Annotated in this window: 18 protein-coding genes; 10 read left to right on the top strand and 8 right to left on the bottom strand. The window is 68.9% G+C overall.

What is annotated here, in order from left to right:
* Positions 1-18: 18 nt before the first annotated feature.
* Positions 19-771: an alpha/beta fold hydrolase gene (locus ACKY0W_RS19710; protein WP_409437862.1), complete on the top strand. Its 753-nt coding sequence runs from the start codon at positions 19-21 to the stop codon at positions 769-771.
* On the opposite strand, the gene ACKY0W_RS19705 is transcribed toward ACKY0W_RS19710, so the two are convergent.
* Positions 738-1,676 (bottom strand): A/G-specific adenine glycosylase, encoded by a 939-nt coding sequence (locus tag ACKY0W_RS19705; RefSeq protein WP_409435457.1) that lies wholly within the window; start codon positions 1,674-1,676, stop codon positions 738-740. The two genes, ACKY0W_RS19710 and ACKY0W_RS19705, sit on opposite strands and share 34 nt — an antisense overlap.
* On the opposite strand from ACKY0W_RS19705, the gene ACKY0W_RS19700 reads away from it, so the two are divergent.
* Both ACKY0W_RS19700 and ACKY0W_RS19695 read left to right on the top strand, forming a co-directional pair.
* Positions 1,675-2,304, top strand: coding sequence for a carbonic anhydrase (locus ACKY0W_RS19700; RefSeq protein ID WP_406759696.1), 630 nt, complete (start codon positions 1,675-1,677; stop codon positions 2,302-2,304). The two genes, ACKY0W_RS19705 and ACKY0W_RS19700, sit on opposite strands and share 2 nt — an antisense overlap.
* Positions 2,305-2,383: 79 nt before the next feature.
* Complete coding sequence (locus tag ACKY0W_RS19695) at positions 2,384-3,145, top strand: hypothetical protein (RefSeq protein ID WP_409435456.1); 762 nt, start codon at positions 2,384-2,386, stop codon at positions 3,143-3,145.
* Between the two features lie 14 nt (positions 3,146-3,159).
* Here ACKY0W_RS19695 and radA read toward each other — a convergent pair whose 3' ends face one another.
* Positions 3,160-4,566, bottom strand: coding sequence for a DNA repair protein RadA (radA, locus tag ACKY0W_RS19690; protein ID WP_409435455.1), 1,407 nt, complete (start codon positions 4,564-4,566; stop codon positions 3,160-3,162).
* Between the two features lie 49 nt (positions 4,567-4,615).
* Entirely contained in the window at positions 4,616-5,164 is a 549-nt protein-coding gene (locus ACKY0W_RS19685; RefSeq protein ID WP_409435454.1) for a hypothetical protein, read from the bottom strand.
* A 260-nt stretch (positions 5,165-5,424) separates the two neighbouring features.
* Here ACKY0W_RS19685 and carD point away from each other — a divergent pair, with 260 nt between their 5' ends.
* From carD to ispF, 3 genes are read left to right on the top strand one after another with little or no spacing between them, the layout of a single operon-like run.
* Positions 5,425-5,913 carry an RNA polymerase-binding transcription factor CarD gene (gene carD / locus ACKY0W_RS19680; protein WP_046190573.1) on the top strand — a complete coding sequence of 163 codons (489 nt, stop codon included), beginning with the start codon at positions 5,425-5,427 and terminating at the stop codon, positions 5,911-5,913.
* A gap of 31 nt (positions 5,914-5,944) precedes the next feature.
* Positions 5,945-6,610: a 2-C-methyl-D-erythritol 4-phosphate cytidylyltransferase gene (ispD, locus tag ACKY0W_RS19675; RefSeq protein WP_409435453.1), complete on the top strand. Its 666-nt coding sequence runs from the start codon at positions 5,945-5,947 to the stop codon at positions 6,608-6,610.
* Positions 6,607-7,083: a 2-C-methyl-D-erythritol 2,4-cyclodiphosphate synthase gene (ispF, locus tag ACKY0W_RS19670; RefSeq protein ID WP_409435452.1), complete on the top strand. Its 477-nt coding sequence runs from the start codon at positions 6,607-6,609 to the stop codon at positions 7,081-7,083. The genes ispD and ispF overlap by 4 nt, the downstream gene beginning before the upstream one ends.
* 15 nt (positions 7,084-7,098) lie before the next feature.
* Here ispF and ACKY0W_RS19665 read toward each other — a convergent pair whose 3' ends face one another.
* Positions 7,099-7,971 (bottom strand): hypothetical protein, encoded by an 873-nt coding sequence (locus ACKY0W_RS19665; RefSeq protein WP_409435451.1) that lies wholly within the window; start codon positions 7,969-7,971, stop codon positions 7,099-7,101.
* Between the two features lie 126 nt (positions 7,972-8,097).
* On the opposite strand from ACKY0W_RS19665, the gene cysS reads away from it, so the two are divergent.
* From cysS to ACKY0W_RS19650, 3 genes are read left to right on the top strand one after another with little or no spacing between them, the layout of a single operon-like run.
* Positions 8,098-9,507 carry a cysteine--tRNA ligase gene (gene cysS / locus ACKY0W_RS19660; protein ID WP_409435450.1) on the top strand — a complete coding sequence of 470 codons (1,410 nt, stop codon included), beginning with the start codon at positions 8,098-8,100 and terminating at the stop codon, positions 9,505-9,507.
* A complete protein-coding gene (rlmB, locus tag ACKY0W_RS19655) occupies positions 9,508-10,449 on the top strand; it encodes a 23S rRNA (guanosine(2251)-2'-O)-methyltransferase RlmB (protein ID WP_409435449.1) in 942 nt (313 codons plus the stop codon).
* 29 nt (positions 10,450-10,478) lie between these two features.
* Complete coding sequence (locus ACKY0W_RS19650) at positions 10,479-11,342, top strand: glycerophosphodiester phosphodiesterase family protein (RefSeq protein ID WP_409435448.1); 864 nt, start codon at positions 10,479-10,481, stop codon at positions 11,340-11,342.
* On the opposite strand, the gene ACKY0W_RS19645 is transcribed toward ACKY0W_RS19650, so the two are convergent.
* Genes ACKY0W_RS19645 through kstR form a run of 4 tightly spaced genes read right to left on the bottom strand, consistent with a single transcriptional unit; the run spans position 11,339 to position 15,459 of the window.
* The gene (locus ACKY0W_RS19645) at positions 11,339-12,583 is read right to left on the bottom strand and encodes an SLC13 family permease (RefSeq protein ID WP_409437861.1); all 1,245 of its coding nucleotides are present in this window, start codon (positions 12,581-12,583) and stop codon (positions 11,339-11,341) included. The two genes, ACKY0W_RS19650 and ACKY0W_RS19645, sit on opposite strands and share 4 nt — an antisense overlap.
* Positions 12,580-13,500: an MBL fold metallo-hydrolase gene (locus tag ACKY0W_RS19640; RefSeq protein WP_409435447.1), complete on the bottom strand. Its 921-nt coding sequence runs from the start codon at positions 13,498-13,500 to the stop codon at positions 12,580-12,582. The genes ACKY0W_RS19645 and ACKY0W_RS19640 overlap by 4 nt, the downstream gene beginning before the upstream one ends.
* Positions 13,501-13,504: 4 nt before the next feature.
* A complete protein-coding gene (locus tag ACKY0W_RS19635) occupies positions 13,505-14,740 on the bottom strand; it encodes an MFS transporter (RefSeq protein WP_409435446.1) in 1,236 nt (411 codons plus the stop codon).
* A 47-nt stretch (positions 14,741-14,787) separates the two neighbouring features.
* Positions 14,788-15,459 (bottom strand): cholesterol catabolism transcriptional regulator KstR, encoded by a 672-nt coding sequence (gene kstR / locus ACKY0W_RS19630; RefSeq protein ID WP_406759707.1) that lies wholly within the window; start codon positions 15,457-15,459, stop codon positions 14,788-14,790.
* Between the two features lie 217 nt (positions 15,460-15,676).
* Between kstR and ACKY0W_RS19625 the strand changes: the two genes are divergently transcribed.
* Positions 15,677-17,806, top strand: coding sequence for an acyl-CoA dehydrogenase (locus tag ACKY0W_RS19625; protein WP_409435445.1), 2,130 nt, complete (start codon positions 15,677-15,679; stop codon positions 17,804-17,806).
* Positions 17,807-17,882 lie beyond the last annotated feature (76 nt).

Here is a 17,882-nt window from a genome sequence, read left to right as displayed (position 1 = left end):
GTGCCCCGGGTGGGGATCGTGTCGACCGAGTTGCTGACCTACCGCGGCGGCCACGGGGCGCCGTTGGTGCTGGTGCACGGTCTGATGGGGCGTGGCACCACCTGGCCGCGGCAACTGCCCTGGCTGACCAGGCTCGGTGCGGTCTACACCTACGACGCCCCCTGGCATCGAGGCCGCGAGGTCGCCGACCCCCATCCGATCGCCACCGAACGCTTCGTCGCCGACTTGGCCACCGCTGTGGAGCAGTTGCCCGGCCCGGTGCGGCTGATCGGACATTCGATGGGCGGATTGCATTCGTGGTGCCTGGCGGCCCGTCACCCCGAACTCATCTCCGCACTGGTGGTCGAGGACATGGCGCCGGACTTCCGGGGCCGCACCACCGGCCCGTGGGAGCCGTGGGTGCATGCCCTGCCGGTGGAGTTCCCCAGTGCTGAGCAGGTGATCGCAGAATTCGGCGACGTCGCCGGACGCTACTTCCTGGAAGCCTTCGACCGCACCGAGACCGGTTGGCGGCTACATGGTCGGCCCGAGTGGTGGTTGCAGATCGCCGCCGAGTGGGGCACTCGGGACTACTGGGAGCAGTGGCGCGCGGTGCGTGCGCCCACCCTGCTGATCGAGGCCGGTAACTCGGTGACTCCGCCGGGGCAGATGCGCGAAATGCACCGCATCGCGTTCGACAGCAGTTACCTGCACGTTCCGGAGGCGGGACACCTGGTGCACGACGAGGCGCCGCAGGCCTACCGCGAGGCCGTCGAGTCGTTCCTGTCCTGACCGGGCAGCGCGAAGCGGCCGTCGGGCAGTAATTCCACCAGTCCATCGCCCAGCAGGGAGCTCAGGGCACGCTCGCGTTGGACCGGGTCCGCCGGCCAGGCCAGGTCAAGCTCGGCGCGTGTCACTGCAACGGCGTTGTCCCGCAGCACATCCAGTAGCCGTCCGCGGACTTGTCGGTCGGTGCCGGCATAGCGTTGGGCGGCGCGCTTCGGACCGGCGGGCGCCGGCGAGCCGGCCAGCCGCCACCGGCAGGTGGCCCGCAGCGGGCAGGAGTCACAGCGCGGCGACCGCGCGGTGCACACGATGGCGCCCAGCTCCATCAGCGCCGCGGAGAACCTGGCGGCCCGATCGGGTCCGGGCAGCAGGGCCGCCACATCGGCGTGGTCGCGTTTCGCCGACGGGGCGCCGGCGTCAGCCTGCCCGTGCACAGCCCGGGCCACCACCCGGCGCACGTTGGTGTCCACCACCGGAACCGGCTGGCGGTAGGCGAAGCTGGCCACCGCCCTGGCGGTGTAGCTGCCGATCCCGGGCAGCTGCTGCAAGACATCGACGTCGTCGGGCACCACGTCGGCGAATTCTCGAGCGATCACCGTCGCGCATTCATGCAGCCGCTTGGCGCGGCGGGGATAGCCGAGTTTCCCCCATGCCCGCAGGATGTCGGCCTGGCTTGCGGCCGCCGTCGCCGACGGCGTGGGCCAGCGCGCCACCCAATCCGGCCAGATCGGCAGGACCCGTGCGACCGGCGTCTGCTGCAGCATGAATTCGCTCACCAGGATCTGCCACGGCGTGACATCGCCCGCCCGCCAAGGCAGATCCCGTTCAGCCGACGCGAACCAGTTGAACAGCTGGTGAAATTCGATGCTCGCCGCGCGCTGCGATTGATTCACAGGCAGAATATCGGGCATGCCTAATTCCAACCCGATCTCAGCGTGGAAAGCACTCAAAGAGGGTAACGAGCGCTTCGTCGCAGGCGAGCCCAGCCATCCCAGCCAGGACGTCGCGCGCCGCGCTGCCCTGGCCGCCGGCCAGAAGCCGACCGCGGTGGTGTTCGGCTGCGGTGACAGTCGGGTGGCCGCCGAGCTGATCTTCGACCAGGGGCTGGGCGACATGTTCGTGGTCCGCACCGCCGGCCACGTCGTCGACGCGGCGGTGCTGGGCTCGATCGAATTCGCGGTTGAGGTGCTCAACGTTCCGTTGATCGTCGTGCTCGGCCACGACAGCTGTGGGGCGATCTCGGCGACCCTGGGTGCGTTGGACGGCGGGGCCGTGCCGGGCGGTTATCTGCGGGACATCGTCGAGCGGGTTATGCCGTCGATCCTGCTGGGCCGCCGCGACGGGCTGAGCGCCGTCGACGAGTTCGAAGCCCGGCACGTCACCGAGACGGTGGCCCAGCTGGCAACGCGGTCCGCGGCGATCGCCGAACGGATCGTGGCCGGTTCGTTGGCGATCGTCGGCGCCACCTATCACCTGGCCGACGGACGGGTATCGGCGCGCAATCACCTGGGCGACATCGGCGATTACGGCGCCGAATAGTCGCCGAAGGTCACAACGCGGCTACGACACGCCGGGACGGGTCGAACAACTCTCGGTGAGGTCGTCCTACCGTGAGAACGTGCTCGATTTGGAACCGCAGGGTCCGCTGCCTTCGCAGATCTATTGGCGACGACGTGGCCTCGCGCTGGGCATTGCGCTCATCGTGATTGCAGTCGTGTCGGCCATCATCTTCGGTGTCGTTCATGGCAGCGCTGGTGCCGACAACGCCGACGGGAAGAAGTCTTCCGCCGCGCAGCACGCCAAGCCGCAGAACCCCTCGCCTGAAGAGGTCAAGACGCCAGTGGTGGCTCCCGCAGAGCAGGTGCCACCACAAGCGCCGACGCCTACCGCTGCGGTGACCCCGCCACCGGTGCTCAAGGAGGGTGACGACTGCCCCGACTCGACGCTGGCGGTCAAGGGTCTGACCGGTCCGCAGTACACGGTGGGTGAACAGCCCCAGTTCACCATGGTCGTCACCAACATCGGGTTGGTGGCCTGCAAGCGGGACGTGGGTGCCGCGGTACTGGCTGCCTACGTCTACTCGCTGGACAACCAGCGGCTGTGGTCGAACTTGGACTGCGCGCCGTCGAACGAAACCCTGGTGAAGACCTTCGATCCCGGCGAGCAGGTGACCACCACGGTGACCTGGACCGGAATGGGTTCGGCGCCGCAGTGCCCACTGCCGCGGCAGCCGATAGGTCCCGGTACCTACAACCTCGTCGTCCAACTGGGCAATCTGCGATCAGCGACGGTGCCGTTCATGCTTACCGAGCCTTCGCCGGACATGCCGCCGCCGGCGCAGGACGTGCCCCCGCCGGACGCTCCGCCACCGGGCAACTGATCGTCGGATTGGGTTTAGCTTCGGTCCAGTAGTTTCGGTGGGGCCAGCTGGCCCACGCGCCGGTCGGCGATCTCGACCAGGTGGTGTAGCGCGGCAACGATATTGGCGGCCGGCACCGTACGCAGGGCGCCCACGCTGGCCGGGGCGCCCGGGGGAGTCAGTGCGGTGGTGAATCCGAGCCGGGCCGCCTCAGCGAGCCTGCGGTCCATCCCGCTGACCGGACGCAGGTCACCGGCCAGACCTACTTCGCCCACCACGACGGTGGTCGCCGGTAGCGGCAGATCCGAATAGGCCGATGCCAGCGCGATGGCGACAGCCAGATCCGTGGACGGATCGGTCAACCGCATACCGCCCACCGTGGACAGGTAGATGTCGCCGGCCGCGATCGGAAGCTCGGCGTGCTTGTCCAGCACCGCGGTGATCATGGCCGCCCGGGCGTGGTCGATGCCGCTGACCGCGCGGCGCGGCGAGCCGCCCGCCGGCTTGGCCAGCAGCGCCTGCACTTCGCCGATCAGCGGCCGCTTGCCATCGAGTGCGATGGTGATCGCGGTGCCCGGCACCGGCTCGCTGCGCTGTTCCAGGAACAGGCCGGACGGGTCGGCGATCGGTTCGATGCCGTTGTCACGGAGCAGGAAACAGCCCACCTCGTCGGTGGCACCGAATCGATTCTTGACCGCTCGCACCATTCGCAGCACCGAGTTGCGGTCTCCCTCGAAGTGCAGCACCACGTCGACGAGGTGCTCCAGTGAACGCGGGCCGGCGATAGCACCGTCCTTGGTCACGTGTCCGACCAGGATCAGTGCCACATCGGCGGTCTTGGCGGCCGCGGTCAGGGCGGCCGTGACGGCCCGCACCTGGGTGACACCGCCGGCCACCCCGTCGGTGTCGGCAGCGGCCAGCGTCTGCACCGAATCCACCACCACCAGGGTGGGCCGCACCGCCTCGATGTGGCCCAGCACGGTCTGCAGGTCAGCCTCGGACGCCAGGTAGATCTCGTCGTGGCTGCATCCGGTGCGTTCGGCGCGCAGCCGGATCTGCCCCGCGGACTCCTCTCCGGACACGTACAGCGCCCGGCGCCCGGCTAGCGCCCAACGGTGAGCGACCTCGAGCAGCAGCGTCGATTTGCCGACCCCGGGATCGCCGGCCAACAGGGTGACCGAGCCGGGGACCACCCCGCCGCCCAACACCCGGTCGAGTTCGGTGACCCCGGTGGGCGCCGGCTGTGCGCGCCCCACCTCGATGGAGCTGATCGGGACCGCGGGCCGTGCCGGTGCCGCCGGCCGCAGCCCACCCGCCGGTGCAGCCGCTTCGCCTACCGGGTCGATACCACCCCAGCTGCCGCAATCCGGGCAACGGCCCAGCCACTTCGCGGTGGTGTTCCCGCATTCCGAACAGCGATAGAGCGAACGCGCTTTGGCCACTGGGCGACCGTATCGGGTAGGTCCGACAGTGACGGCGGCGACGGATGCGTCAGTGGTGCGAAAGCGGGCCGGCCGAGATCGGGACGTCCACGCGCACCTCGCCGGCCTTCTTGAAGTTGAAGGTGAAGTCGTAGGTGAGCCCGTTGCGGATCGCCTTGTCCAGGGTCACCGTCGCCGTGGCGGTGTTGGCGTTGGCGACCTCGGGCAGCGCCTTGGCCGCGGGAGCCGTCGGCAGGTCGGGGCCGGCCGGCGCGCTCACGACCAGGACACCGCCGACCGGCACGGTCTTGCTGCCGGTCGGTGACACCTTGCCGATGGAAGTCTTGATGTCGGTCAGCTCGTCGTCGGCGTCGGTCGACTGGTTGCTGACCACGAACACCAGGTCGACGGTCTGGCCGGGCTCCAACGCGTCGCCGGTCTGAGTCGCCTGGATGCGCACGTCGCGCAGTGCCAGGTCGCCGACGGTGGCCGAGGAGCCGTTGACCGCGGACGCCTGGTCCGCGGTCTGAGAGATCTGACCGGTACCGCAGCCGGCCAGCGCCGCTGCAGCAATCAGCGCGATCGCAGCCTTGTTGAAGGCCCTGCTGAACGAGTTCACGTATGGTCTCCTGCTCGGCCGTGGCGACTTGTGACTATGCACTGTAGTAGCAACCATCTGCTGGCGGTAGCGCAGGGTTACCGGTCGTCCACCACCCCCATCGACCAGCCCGGATCAGGCTCCAATCAGGATCGACCCAGCACGCTTCCGTCGTGGTGTCAACCCCCCTTCTGGGGTCGCGGTGCCCCTGACCTGCACCGTTGGTGGTCGCGTGTTGTGGCGGCGTGTTAGCATGGGGTAGCGAAAGGGGCTCAAATCAGATGATCTTTAAGGTCGGAGACACCGTCGTATATCCACACCACGGTGCAGCGTTGATCGAGGCGATTGAAACCCGGACCATCAAAGGCGAGCAAAAGGACTATCTGGTCCTTAAGGTGGCGCAGGGCGACCTCACCGTTCGAGTTCCCGCTGATAATGCCGAATATGTCGGTGTGCGTGACGTTGTCGGCCAGGAAGGCCTGGACAAGGTCTTCCAGGTGTTGCGTGCCCCGCACACCGAAGAACCGACCAACTGGTCGCGTCGTTACAAGGCCAACCTGGAGAAGCTCGCCTCCGGTGATGTGCACAAGGTAGCCGAGGTTGTTCGTGACCTGTGGCGGCGTGACCAGGAGCGCGGTCTGTCCGCCGGTGAGAAGCGCATGCTGGCCAAGGCACGTCAGATCCTGGTCGGTGAGCTGGCCCTGGCCGAGAACACCGATGACGCCAAGGCGGAGATCATCCTCGACGAGGTGCTGGCCGCGGCGTCCTGACCGCGACGTTCTCTGAGCGACCGGGGATCCGGTGCCAAGCACAGTAGCCGTGGTACCGGCTGCCGGTTCGGGTGTGCGGCTGGGCGCCGGCATACCGAAGGCGTTCTTTCTGCTGGGCGGCGTGACGCTTGTTGAGCGCGCCGTGGCCGGCCTGCGGGAGTCCGGGGTCGTCGACCAGGTCGTGGTCGCGGTGCCGCCGGACCGCACCGATGAGGCCAAATTGATCCTCGGTGGGGCCGCCACCATCGTCGCCGGCGGCGCCGACCGCGTCGATTCCGTTCGATTGGCGCTGGCCGGCGCTGGAGACCCCGATTTCGTGCTGGTCCACGACGCCGCACGACCGTTGACTCCGCCCGCACTGGTGGCCCGGGTGGTCGAGGCATTGCACGCCGGGTACCGCGCCGTCGTTCCGGTGCTTCCGGTGGCCGACACCATCAAGGCGGTCGACGCCAACGGCACGGTGCTGGGCACACCTGAGCGGGCCGGACTGCGGGCCGTACAGACACCGCAGGGCTTCGCCGCCGACCTGCTGTTGCGGGCCTACCAGCAGGCCGGTGCGGGCACGCAGTTCACCGACGACGCTTCGATGGTCGAGCATGTCGGCGGCCAGGTCCAGACCGTCGAAGGCGATCCGTTGGCCTTCAAGATCACCACCGCGCTGGATGCGGTACTCGCCGAGGCGGTGGTCAACCGGTGAGCGCACTGCCGCGGGTCGGACTGGGCACCGACGTGCACCCGATCGAGCCGGGGCGGCCCTGCTGGTTGTTGGGATTGCTGTTTCCCGACGCCGATGGCTGCGCCGGACACTCCGACGGCGATGTGGCCGCACACGCCCTGTGTGACGCGCTGTTGTCGGCGGCAGGGTTGGGGGACCTCGGGACGGTATTCGGCGTCGACGAGCCTCGCTGGGCACGAGTAACCGGTGCTGTGATGCTCGGCCACGTGCGTGAGCTGCTCGCCGAGAACGGGTTTGTGATCGGGAATGCCGCGGTGCAGGTCATCGGCAACCGGCCGAAGGTGGGGCCCCGCCGCGCCGAAGCGCAGCAGTTGCTGTCGGAATTGTTGGGCGCACCGGTCTCGGTGTCGGCGACAACCACCGACGGCCTAGGGCTCACCGGTCGTGGCGAGGGACTGGCCGCGGTGGCTACCGCGTTGGTAGTGCCGGGGTAGTTGCTTCGGCGGGATCTAGCAGCCGAAGCCGAAGATAGCCCCGACGATGCCGCACGGAACCTCGGTGGCCACCGCAGTGCCAATCTGCACGCCAGCGTCCGCGCCGGCGTCGGTGAGGCTCTGGGTGAGCGACTCGGTGAGGCCCTGGGTGACGGAGTCGGTGACGCCCTGGGTGACAGAGTCGCCGAGGCCCTGGGTCAGGGTGTCGCCGACGCCGCCTGCGGCGTCGGCCCCTACGCCGCTAACGAGGTCCGCGGTGCCACCCGTCAAAAGGTCAGGGGCGATGTCGAGGTTCGGGGTCAGGTCCGCACCCAGACCGAAGGGTAGCGATGCCGCGGCCGAACCGACGTCCGGTGCGCCCAAGTTCAACGCGTCGGTCGCCGCGGCCGAACCGGCGTCGCCAAGCGCGTTCGCGCCCGTGTTCGAGCCCGACTGGGCCAGACCGGTCAGCCCCGAGGTCAACAGGGGCGTCACCAGGGGCAAGCCCATCATTCCGACCATCGGCGCCATCATTGCCATCGACATACCGATCTGGGGACCCATCGCAGCCATACTGGCGCTGCTCGCGCCGGCGCCAGCACCAGCAGCGGCACCCGCCGCCTGGTCGGCCTGCGCCTCGGCCTGCTGCCGCTGCTGCTCGGCCTGGGCGTCTTGCATCGCCTCGTGCTGGGACTGCATGTCCGGATCGACCTGCTGCTGGGCCTGCTGGGCCTGGAGGTCTGGCGTCGGCTGGTGCTCGGCTGGCACCGGAGTAACCGCAGCGACAACTTCTGCGGGCTGGGGCTGCGGCTGGTTGTTGTTCGGCTCATCGGCGTAGGCGGTCGCGCTACCTGCGAATGCGACCGCAGCCAAGACTGCTCCCGAGACTGCCACCAGACGTTTACTCACTGCCGCAATATATGCCACGTCACACCCCCTGTCCACCGATACGGCAGGTGGTGGCCGTTCCTGGCAAGGCCCTGGTAGCGGCGGGCGTGGCGGTCGTGGGCTCGGCGCCCGGTAAGCTGGCCCGTCGTGACCGATCGCCCCAGCCTGCGGCTGCACGACACGGCAACCGGCGCCGTGCGTGAATTCATCCCGCTGCGGCCGGGTCATGCCTCTATCTATCTGTGCGGTGCCACCGTCCAGGCCGCGCCCCACATCGGCCACGTCCGCAGCGGCGTGGCGTTCGACGTATTACGCCGGTGGCTCACCGCCCGAGGCTACGACGTCGCCTTTGTGCGCAACGTGACGGACATCGACGACAAGATCCTCACCAAGGCCGCCGCGGCGGGCCGGCCGTGGTGGGAGTGGGCCGCCACCCATGAGCGTGAGTTCACCGCCGCCTACGAAGCGCTGGGCGTGCTGCCGCCGTCGGCCGAACCGCGCGCCACCGGACACATCACCCAGATGGTGGAGCTGATCGAGCGGTTGATCGAGCGGGGCCACGCCTATCCCGGCGGCGGCGATGTGTACTTCGACGTGCTCAGCTACCCCGACTACGGCCAGTTGTCCGGTCATCGGATCGACGATGTGCACCAGGGCGAGGGGGTCGCCACCGGTAAGCGCGATCCGCGCGACTTCACGCTGTGGAAAGGCGCCAAGCCCGGTGAGCCCAGCTGGCCCACGCCGTGGGGTCCGGGCCGTCCGGGCTGGCACCTGGAGTGTTCGGCGATGGCCCGCTCCTACCTCGGCGCCGAATTCGACATCCACTGCGGCGGGATGGACCTGGTCTTCCCGCACCATGAGAACGAGATCGCTCAGAGCCGCGCCGCCGGAGACGGATTCGCGAACTATTGGCTGCACAACGGCTGGGTCACCCTGGGCGGCGAGAAGATGAGCAAGTCGCTGGGCAATGTGCTCTCGATGTCGGCGGTGCTGCAGCGGGTCCGGCCCGCCGAACTGCGGTACTACCTGGGCAGCGCGCACTACCGGTCGATGCTCGAATTCTCCGAGACCGCGTTGCGCGACGCCGTCAACGCCTACGTCGGCATCGAGGACTTCCTGCACCGAGTGCGCAGTCGGGTGGGCGCGGTGGTTCCCAGCACCTGGACGGACCGTTTCGCCGCAGCGCTCGACGACGACCTGGCGGTGCCGATCGCGCTGGCCGAGGTGCACCGCACGCGCGCGGAGGGCAACCGGGCCCTGGACTCCGGTGACCACGAGGGTGCGCTGGCTGCCGCCGGTGCCATTCGGGCGATGATGGAAGTGCTGGGTTGTGACCCGCTCAACGAGCGCTGGGAATCGCGCGATGAGACCTCGGCGGCACTGGCCGCGGTCGACGTGCTGGTCCGAGCCGAACTGGAACGCAGGGAAACGGCTCGCGCGGAACGGGATTGGCAACTGGCCGATGAGATCCGCTGCAGGCTCAAGGATGCCGGTATCGACGTCACCGACACCGGAGACGGTCCGCAATGGTCACTACTGGTGGAGGGGTCTGAGTAGATGGCCGGAAATTCCAAGCGCAAGGGTGCGGTGCGCAAACCCGGCACCAAGAAGGGGCCCACCGTCGGCTCTGGAGGTCAGCGCCGCCGTGGGCTCGAAGGCCGCGGCGCCACCCCGCCGGCGCACCAGCGGGAATACCACCCGGCGGCCAAGGCGGCCAAGCGCGCGGCGAAGCAGCGCGCGTACCGGACCACCAAGCGCACCGACGAGAACGAGACCGTGCTGGGCCGCAACCCGGTCCTGGAGTGCCTGCGTGCCGGAATCCCGGCCAACGCGCTGTATGTGGCGCTGGGGGCCGAAGCCGATGAGCGCCTGACTGAATCAGTCACTCGGGCAGCCGATTCCGGATTGCCAATCCTGGAGGTCCCGCGGTCCGACCTGGACAAGATGACCACCAACGGTCTGCATCAGGGCATCGCGCTACAGGTCCCGCCCTACAACTACGCGCATCCCGACGACCTGATCGCCGCCGCGCGGCGCGATGTCGCACCGCCGTTGCTGGTCGCACTGGACAACATCTCCGATCCACGCAATCTCGGCGCCATTGTGCGCTCGGTCGCGGCGTTCGGCGGGCACGGCGTGGTCATTCCGCAGCGTCGGTCGGCGTCGGTGACCGCGGTGGCCTGGCGCACCAGTGCCGGTGCGGCAGCTCGGGTTCCCATTGCGCGTGCGCCCAACCTGAACCAAACGCTGAAAGCGTGGGCAGATCGCGGCCTGCAGATCGTCGGCTTGGACGCCGGCGGCGACACCGTGGTCGATGAGTTGGACGGCACCACGCCGATGGTGCTGGTCGTCGGTTCCGAGGGCAAGGGGCTGTCCCGGCTGGTCCGGCAGAACTGCGACGCCATCGTGTCGATTCCGATGTCCGGGCCCACCGAGTCGCTCAACGCATCGGTGGCTGCCGGGGTGGTGCTGGCCGAGATCGCCCGTCAGCGACGGTGATTCGCCGCGCGTTGATTGCTGCGGTGCTGATGGCTTCGGTGGTGAATCCTTCGTCAACGGCCGCCGCGCAACCACCGGCGTTCGATCTGCAGGCGCATCGCGGGGGCCGGGGCGAGACCACCGAGGAATCGCTGCGAGCCTTCGCCAAGTCGCTCGAGTTGGGGGTCAGCACGCTGGAGTTGGACATCGTGCTGACTCGTGATGGCCAGCCGCTGGTGTGGCATGACCCGGTCATCGAGCCGGCGAAGTGCGCCGACACCGGACCGGCCTTTGTCGGCGACCCCGATTACCCGTACGTCGGCAAGCGGGTAGCCGATCTCACCCTCGCCCAGATCAGAACCTTGGACTGTGGACAGCTGCTGCCGGAATTCCCCGACGCGGAAGTCGTGCAGCACAACGTGATCGCAACCCTGCCGGAGGTTTTCGCGCTCGCCGGCCACACGGGCGTCCGCTATAACATAGAGACCAAGGTCGACGCGGCCAACCAGCAGCAGCTCGTCGACGTGATCCTGGCGGCGGTGCGCGCCGCCGGCAAGCTGGATTCCGTCGAGATCCAGAGTTTCGACTGGCGCACTCTGCCGATGGTCCGCGCCGCCGAACCGGCCATTGCGCTGGTGGCGCTGGCCGAGCAGGGGCCCGACCCGATCTCCGGGGCGGTGGGGGTCGGTGCCGACGTCGTGTCCCCGGACTACTCGATGGTGGATCGAGCATTCACCGAACGCGCGCATGCCGCTGGGCTGCGGGTGATTCCGTGGACGGTCAACGACGCCGACGCCATGCGCGAGCAGATCGCTGCCGGCGTCGACGGGCTCATCACCGACTACCCGGCGCGCCTGCGTGCCGTCATGGCCGAACTCGGCATGCCCCTGCCGCCGTCGTTTCCCCGGTCCTAGACGCCCAGCAGTCGAGCGCCGGCCCACAGGGCCAGCACCGCCACTCCCAGCGTGGCCGGAACCGTGCACAGCCCCAGACGGGTGTATTCGCCGACCCCGGCCGCAACACGGTAGCGGCGCAATACCCGGCGCCACAGCAGATTCGACAACGAGCCGGTGTAGCTGAGGTTGGGCCCGATGTTGACCCCGATCAACACCGCCAGCACTGCCAGCGGGCCGCTCGGTGCCACCAACGGCACCAGTACCAGGGTCGCCGGCAGATTGTTGACCACGTTGGCCAGCACCGCGGCCACCGCCGCGATACCCAGCAGCGCCGGCAGACCCGACCCGGTCGGCAAGACCGTGGTCATCCGCTCGCCCAGCCCGTTGTCCACGACGGCACGCACCACCACGCCGAGCGCCAGCACGAACACCAGGAAGCCCGGGTGGGCGGCCCGCGCGATACCGGCGGGGGTGCTGCGCCGCTGTGCCAGACCACGGACGGCGAGTACGGCCGCACCGGCGACGGCCGCCCACGCCGCCGGCACGCCGAATGTCTCGGCGACCACGAAACCGGCCAAGGTCAGGCCCAGTACCACCAGCACGAACACCGGGACCGGGGGCGGCGGGCCGGCGTGCTGGTGCACCGGTGTGGCCCGCAGATCGGCGCGGAAAAACCAGCGGAAGATCAGATAGACAACGGCCGTGGTGGCCAGCCACGGCGCTGCCATCAGCGCGGTGAACTTCACGAACGACAGCCCAGCTTGGTTGAACGCCAACAGATTCGTCAGGTTGGACACCGGCAGCAGCAGGGACGCCGTGTTGGCCAGGTGCGCGGTGGCATAGGCGTGTGGACGGATCGGGGCGTGGCGGCGGCGGGCCATCATCAGTACCACCGGAGTCAGCAGCACCACCGTCGCGTCCAGGCTCAGCACCGCGGTCAGGCCGGCAGCGATGACGAAGACACGGCGCAGCAGATGTTGCGGCGGGCCGACATCGCCTCGTGCCATCGCCGCGCCGGCCGCTTCGAACAGGCCCTCATCGTCACAGAGCTGAGCCAGCACCAGTACCGCGCCCAGAAACGCGACGACGTGCAGCAGCGTGGCGGCTTCGGTGAGTGCGTCGTGCATCGAGATCGCGCCGGTGGCAACAAGGATGCCGGCGGCCGGCACCGCCGCGAACATCTCCGGCCAGCCCCGCGGGCGAACCACCGCGAAGCCCAGCACCGCGGCAAGCAGCAGCAGCGCAAGAGCCAGGTTCAGGCCCACGGATCCTCACGACGCCACACGGTGGGCAGGTGTAGTCCGACTCCATCGGATTCGGCCAACTCGGACAGCACCCGCATCGTGACGTCGAGGTCATCGCCGGCGTAGGGCAAGGCACGCAACGGTTTCGACAGGGGTTGGAAGAAGTCGTCCCAGTGGGTCAACACCACCGTCGAGGCTCCGACGGCGCGGACCGTCTCGTTCCAGTAGTCGACCAGATATTGCCGCGGCTGAACGCCGAGCTGGCCGATGCCCAGGTAGACCACGTCGGCGCTGCGGCCGGCCAACGCCCCCGGGATGAACCCCGCGCTGCCCATGATCAGCAGGCTGCGCCCCGAGCAGCGGTGGGCCACCAACGCCGACCATGCCTCACCGCATTTGTACGCAGACGCCCGCACCGGCGGAACCACCGCGGTGGTGATGGTGCCGGGGAAGCGGTCCGGCGGGCAATGCCGCGACTCGATCAGGGTGACGTCGTAGCCGCCCAACGTAAGGGACGCTCCGGTGGTGGCCACGATCAGGCGGTTGTCCGAGAGTCCATGGCCCCGGCCGACATTGGCTGTCGACTCACCGCCCACCAGCGCCGCACCGGTACGTTCGGCCACCACAGCCGAGTCCAGCGCGTGGTCGATGTGTGAGTGCAGGGGAATCACCGCAGCCAGCTCATGCACGCCGGCCCGGGCCAGGCAGCCGTCGATGCGGGCGGCCGACGGCGACACCTTGCGCAGTGCCACCCGCGCCAGACTGGGCCGGGAGAAATAACCGTCGGTCATCAGCGCCGACGACCCGTCGTCGATCAGCATGCTGGTCACGCCGAGCCACGTCACCGTCAATGGTGCACCCGGCGCCGCGGGTGTGACGTCGAACCGGTCGGCGTACCGGCCGATGTCGGGGCGGCCGAGCTTGAGGCGCATCCGCTTAGGCTAACGGGGGTGCGGTGGCGCCGCTGAGTCTGGCCGTTTCGGGCATCGCGGTCAGGTAGAGCATGAAGCCCGCGCCGGCCACCGCGGCCAGGGTGATGAACGCCGCGTTGTAGCCCGCGGCCGAGACGATGTGGCCGGCGACGAAGTTCGACAATGCGGCGCCGACGCCGCAGGCCGCGGTGATGGCCCCCAGGCTGACGTTGAAGCGGCCGGTGCCGTGCGTGACGTCCTGGACCACCAGCGGGAACAGCGCCCCGAAGATCCCCGCTCCCACCCCGTCGAGCAGCTGCACTCCGACCAGCCAGTAGGAGTTGTCCCAGACCGGGTAGAGCAGTCCGCGGATGGTCAGCACCGCGAACCCCACCAGGAAGATCGGCTTGCGACCCCAGACATCGGCTTTGGAGCCGGTCAGATAGGCCACCGGCACCATCACCAGTTGGGCGGCCACGATGCACGCCGCCATCAGAGCCGTGCCGACCTCGGTGTTGACCAGTGCCAGCTCCTGGCCGACCAACGGCAGCATCGCCGCGTTGGCGAAGTGGAACATCACCACGGTCGCGGCGAACACCAGCAGTCGCCGGTTGCGCAGCAGCACCGCGTATCCCGACGGCTGCGGATGGGGCTGGCCGGCCAGATGGTCCATGCCCCGGGCCACGTCGTGATCGATCGCGGACTCGGGGACCCGCAGCGTGGCCACGACGCTCAGCGCGGCCATAGCGGCCAGCATCCAGAACACCACGATCGGGCCGTAGAAGTAGGCCAGGGCCCCGGTGGCGGCCGCGGTCGCGGCATTGCCGGCATGGTTGAACGATTCGTTGCGGCCGAGCCGTTTTGCGAACATGCGGGGGCCGACCACGCCGAGGGTGATCGCGGCCAGCGCCGGCGCGAACACCGAACCCGCGATTCCGGTGAGCAACTGCAACGCGGCGACGCTGTAGAAGCCGGGGAACAGTGGCATCGCCAACGCCGCCGCCGTGACCGCCAGCGCACCGACGACCAGCAGCGCGCGCTTGGCGGTGGTTCGATCGACCAGCGCTCCCACCGGGGTCTGCGCCACGACCGCGGCGATCCCGCCGATCGCCATCACGAGGCCGATCGACGCCTGGTCCCAATGGTGGGTCACCAACAGGTAGACCGACAGATAGGGGCCCAGCCCGTCCCGTACGTCGGCCAGGGTGAAGTTCAACAGATCCAGCGCGTGCGCCAGCCGGCGTGAACTTGGATCCGTCACCGGTTCTGAATCTCGCAAACCGGTCCGCATCTTCTGGAGAAGCGGGGTTAGACCTTGGGGCTGTCGTCGTCGCCGATCAGCAACCGGACCGCCAAGTCCAGTCGGGTGCTGAAATCGGTGGCCGACGCCCGCCGGGTCAGCCAGGCGAGCAGGTTCGACAGCCACACATCCGAGATCACCCGGGAGATGTGGTACTGCTCCTCGGTCGGCTCGCCGTCGCTCATGGCCCCGGCGAACATCGAGTCGATCAGCTTCTGCACGTGGTCGACTTCGCCGGCCGCCGAGGCGTCGGCGAAGACATAGGCCCGGGTCATCGCCTCGGTGAGCAGCGGGTTGCGCTGCATGGCGCGGTTGAGCTTGTTGACCACCAGGTTGAGTCGCTGGTGCCGGGTGGTTGCGGCGAACGTTGCCGGGTCGGTCTTGGTGTCCACCCGCGCGATCTCGCGGCCCATCGCCGAGACCAGTAGGTGAACCTTCGACGGGAAGTAGCGGTACAGGGTCCCGACGGCCACATCCGCACGATCGGCTACCGCACGCATCTGCACGGCGTCGTAGCCGCCCTTGGAGGCGATCGCCAGCGTCGCGTCGAGGATGCGCTTTCGCCGCTCGCGCTGCGCTTCGGAGCCCAGGTCGGATTCGGTCAGCACGGCGACGCTGACCACCTCGCGCGGTTGGCTCGACGATCCGCGGCCTGCGGTGCCCCCAGCTGGTGACGACATGTGCTGCGCGGCTCCCTCCGTCGATCTATTGGCCCATAACGATACGCACCGCGTAGTTGAATTTCGCACTCCCGACATCGGCCGGACCCAACGTGTCCAGCCATTACGGTTCGACTTGACGCTCGGACGCTGGCACTATTAGAACACGTTCTAGTGGTTGGTGGGGGCGTTCGTGACCCGCCTCTCTCAAGCCCATCTCGACCCCGAGGAGCCCAGCGTGTCCGTGACCATCAACGACGAACAGCTCGCTGCCCGCGAGCTGGTCCGCGACTGGGCCGCCGCCGCGGGCACCGCCGAGGCGATTCGTGCCGCGGAGTTGGGTGAAACCGATTCCTGGCGAGCCGTTTTCGCGCGCCTGGCCGATTTGGGCCTGTTCGGAGTGGCTGTGCCCGAGGAGTCCGGCGGAGCCGGTGGGCGACTCGAAGACCTGTGCGCGATGGTCGATGAGGCCGCCAAGGCTCTGGTCCCCGGGCCGGTGGCGACCACCGCGCTGGCCACCTTGGTAGTCACCGATCCGACGCTGGTCGAAGCTCTGGCAGCCGGCGAACGGGTGGCCGGCGTGGTCACCGACCCTTCCTCGGCGGCGGTGAGCTTCGACGCCGCGGCTGGACAGGCCTCCGGCACCGCTGAGCGGGTGCTCGGTGCCACCGCCGACGGTCTGCTGCTGCTGCCGGCCGGTCAAGAAGGTCAGGCCTGGGTGCTCGTGGACGCCCGAGCGGACGGCGTGGAGGTCGAACCGCTGGCCGCCACCGACTTCTCCCGGCCGCTGGCCAAGGTGACGCTCTCGGGCGCGCCGGCGGTGCTGGTGGATGCGGGCAACCGGGTGGAGAACCTGGTGGTCACGGTGCTGGCCGCCGAGGCCGCCGGGGTCGCCCGCTGGGCGTTGGACACCGCCGTCGAATACGCCAAGGTGCGTGAACAGTTCGGCAAGCCGATCGGTAGCTTCCAGGCCATCAAGCACCTGTGTGCGGAGATGCTGTGCCGGGCAGACCAGGCCGCGGTGGCGGCCAGCGACGTGGCGAGTGCCGCGTCGGACCCCGATGACCAGCAGTTCACGATCGCGGCCGCGGTCGCCGCCGCGATCTGCATCGATGCTGCCAAGTCCAACGCCAAGGACTGCATCCAGGTGCTCGGCGGCATCGGCATCACCTGGGAGCACGACGCGCACCTGTACCTGCGCCGGGCCTACGGCATCGGGCAGGCACTGGGCGGTCCCGAGCGTTGGCTGCGCCGTACCGCCGCACTGACCCGCGACGGCCTGCGACGTCGACTGGAGGTCGACCTGGGTGAAGCCACCGAGGTCCGGCCCGAGATCGCCGCGGAGGTGGCCCGCATCGCGGCGTTGCCGACCGACCAGCGCCAGGTGGCGCTGGCCGAATCCGGGCTGCTGGCGCCGCACTGGCCGGTTCCCTACGGGCGCGCGGCCGGCCCCGCCGAACAGCTGGTGATCGACCAGGAACTGGCCGCGGCCGGTGTCGGACGTCCTGACCTGGTGGTCGGCTGGTGGGCGGCGCCGACGATTCTCGAGCACGGCACCCCCGAGCAGATCGAGCGCTTCATCCCGGCCACCCTGACCGGCGAGGTGTTCTGGTGCCAGTTGTTCTCCGAGCCCGGCGCCGGCTCGGACCTGGCGGCACTGCGCACCAAGGCCGTGAAGGTCGACGGCGGCTGGCGGCTGACCGGTCAAAAGGTCTGGACGTCGCGGGCCCATGACTCGCAGTGGGGCGTCTGCCTGGCCCGAACCGATGCCGAGGCGCCGAAACACAAGGGCATCACCTACTTCCTGGTCGACATGGCCGCAGAGGGCATCGACATCCGGCCACTGCGGGAGATCACCGGCGAGGCCTTGTTCAACGAGGTCTTCCTCGATGACGTATTCGTCCCCGACGAGCACGTGGTCGGCGGCGTCAACGACGGCTGGCGGCTGGCCCGTACCACGCTGGCCAACGAGCGCGTTGCGATCGCCGGGGGAACCGCGCTGGGCAACCCGATGGAGGAGCTGCTGAAGACCCTGGCGGATCGGGAACCCGACACCGCCACCGCCGAGCGGTTGGCCCGGCTGATCATCGCCGCGCAGGCGGGCTCACTGCTGGATCAACGCATCGCCCAGCTTGCCGTCGGTGGACAAGACCCCGGCTCGGAGTCCTCGGTACGCAAGCTCATCGGCGTGCGCTATCGCCAAGAGCTGGCCGAGTTCCGGATGGACGTGGCCGATGGCGCCGGTGCGGTGGCCGGGCGCGAGGTGCACGACTTCCTCAACACCCGGTGCCTGTCGATCGCCGGGGGCACCGAGCAGATCCTGTTGACGCTCGCCGCCGAACGGCTGTTGGGGCTGCCGCGCGGGTAGACCCGCCGTTCGCATAGCTTCGGCCAGCCGCGGGTATCCCAGTCGGAAAGACGCAAGTCGATCCGACGAACAGGGA

Origin of the sequence: Mycobacterium sp. SMC-14 (assembly GCF_046250075.1) — a bacterium.
Taxonomy (GTDB): Bacteria; Actinomycetota; Actinomycetes; order Mycobacteriales; family Mycobacteriaceae; genus Mycobacterium.
Note: the sequence above shows the minus strand (reverse complement) of the source record. Positions and strands in the feature narration are given on the sequence as shown.

Coding starts and splice junctions, on each gene's coding strand:
- ACKY0W_RS19700 (WP_406759696.1), top strand. CDS start 1,675: ATGCCTAATTCCAACCCGATCTCAGCGTGGAAAGCACTCAAAGAGGGT.
- ACKY0W_RS19705 (WP_409435457.1), bottom strand. CDS start 1,676: ATGCCCGATATTCTGCCTGTGAATCAATCGCAGCGCGCGGCGAGCATC.
- carD (WP_046190573.1), top strand. CDS start 5,425: ATGATCTTTAAGGTCGGAGACACCGTCGTATATCCACACCACGGTGCA.
- rlmB (WP_409435449.1), top strand. CDS start 9,508: ATGGCCGGAAATTCCAAGCGCAAGGGTGCGGTGCGCAAACCCGGCACC.
- ACKY0W_RS19650 (WP_409435448.1), top strand. CDS start 10,479: ATGGCTTCGGTGGTGAATCCTTCGTCAACGGCCGCCGCGCAACCACCG.
- ACKY0W_RS19640 (WP_409435447.1), bottom strand. CDS start 13,500: ATGCGCCTCAAGCTCGGCCGCCCCGACATCGGCCGGTACGCCGACCGG.
- kstR (WP_406759707.1), bottom strand. CDS start 15,459: ATGTCGTCACCAGCTGGGGGCACCGCAGGCCGCGGATCGTCGAGCCAA.